The 369-nt window shown below is 59.3% G+C and carries 1 pseudogene; it reads left to right on the top strand.

Annotated elements, in window-relative coordinates:
* A pseudogene (locus tag SB764_RS38705) lies at nt 1-369 on the top strand (hypothetical protein); the annotation flags it as partial.

Raw genomic sequence — 369 nt, 5'->3', positions numbered from 1 at the left:
AAGCCTGCATTATTCCCGCACCTCGCTCCTCGGGCAATTCGTGCTCAAGATGGAGCGGCTACAGGAATATCTGACCGACGCGCTCGTCTTCATCTGCGAATACGAGCGCGACACCTACATGAAGAAGGTCGGCAAGCCGAAGACCAAGACACGGCTGATCTATAACGGCATCGGGGAGCGCGACTTCCAGGTGATCCCGACCCGATCCGACGCCGTCCAGTTCATCTACATCGGCATGCTCAGGGACCTTAAGGGTCCCGATCTTTTTGTGGATGCCTTTGCCAGGACGGAGCGTCTGGCCGGGCGGCCGCTCTCGGCGCTGATGATCGGCGATGGCCCTGACCGCGACAAATACCGCGACATGATGGT

This window comes from Paraburkholderia sp. SIMBA_027, assembly GCF_046535315.1.
Lineage (GTDB): Bacteria > Pseudomonadota > Gammaproteobacteria > Burkholderiales > Burkholderiaceae > Paraburkholderia > Paraburkholderia tropica.
The sequence above is the reverse complement of the archived record's forward strand: the minus strand, read 5'-3'. Positions and strand labels throughout refer to the sequence as shown.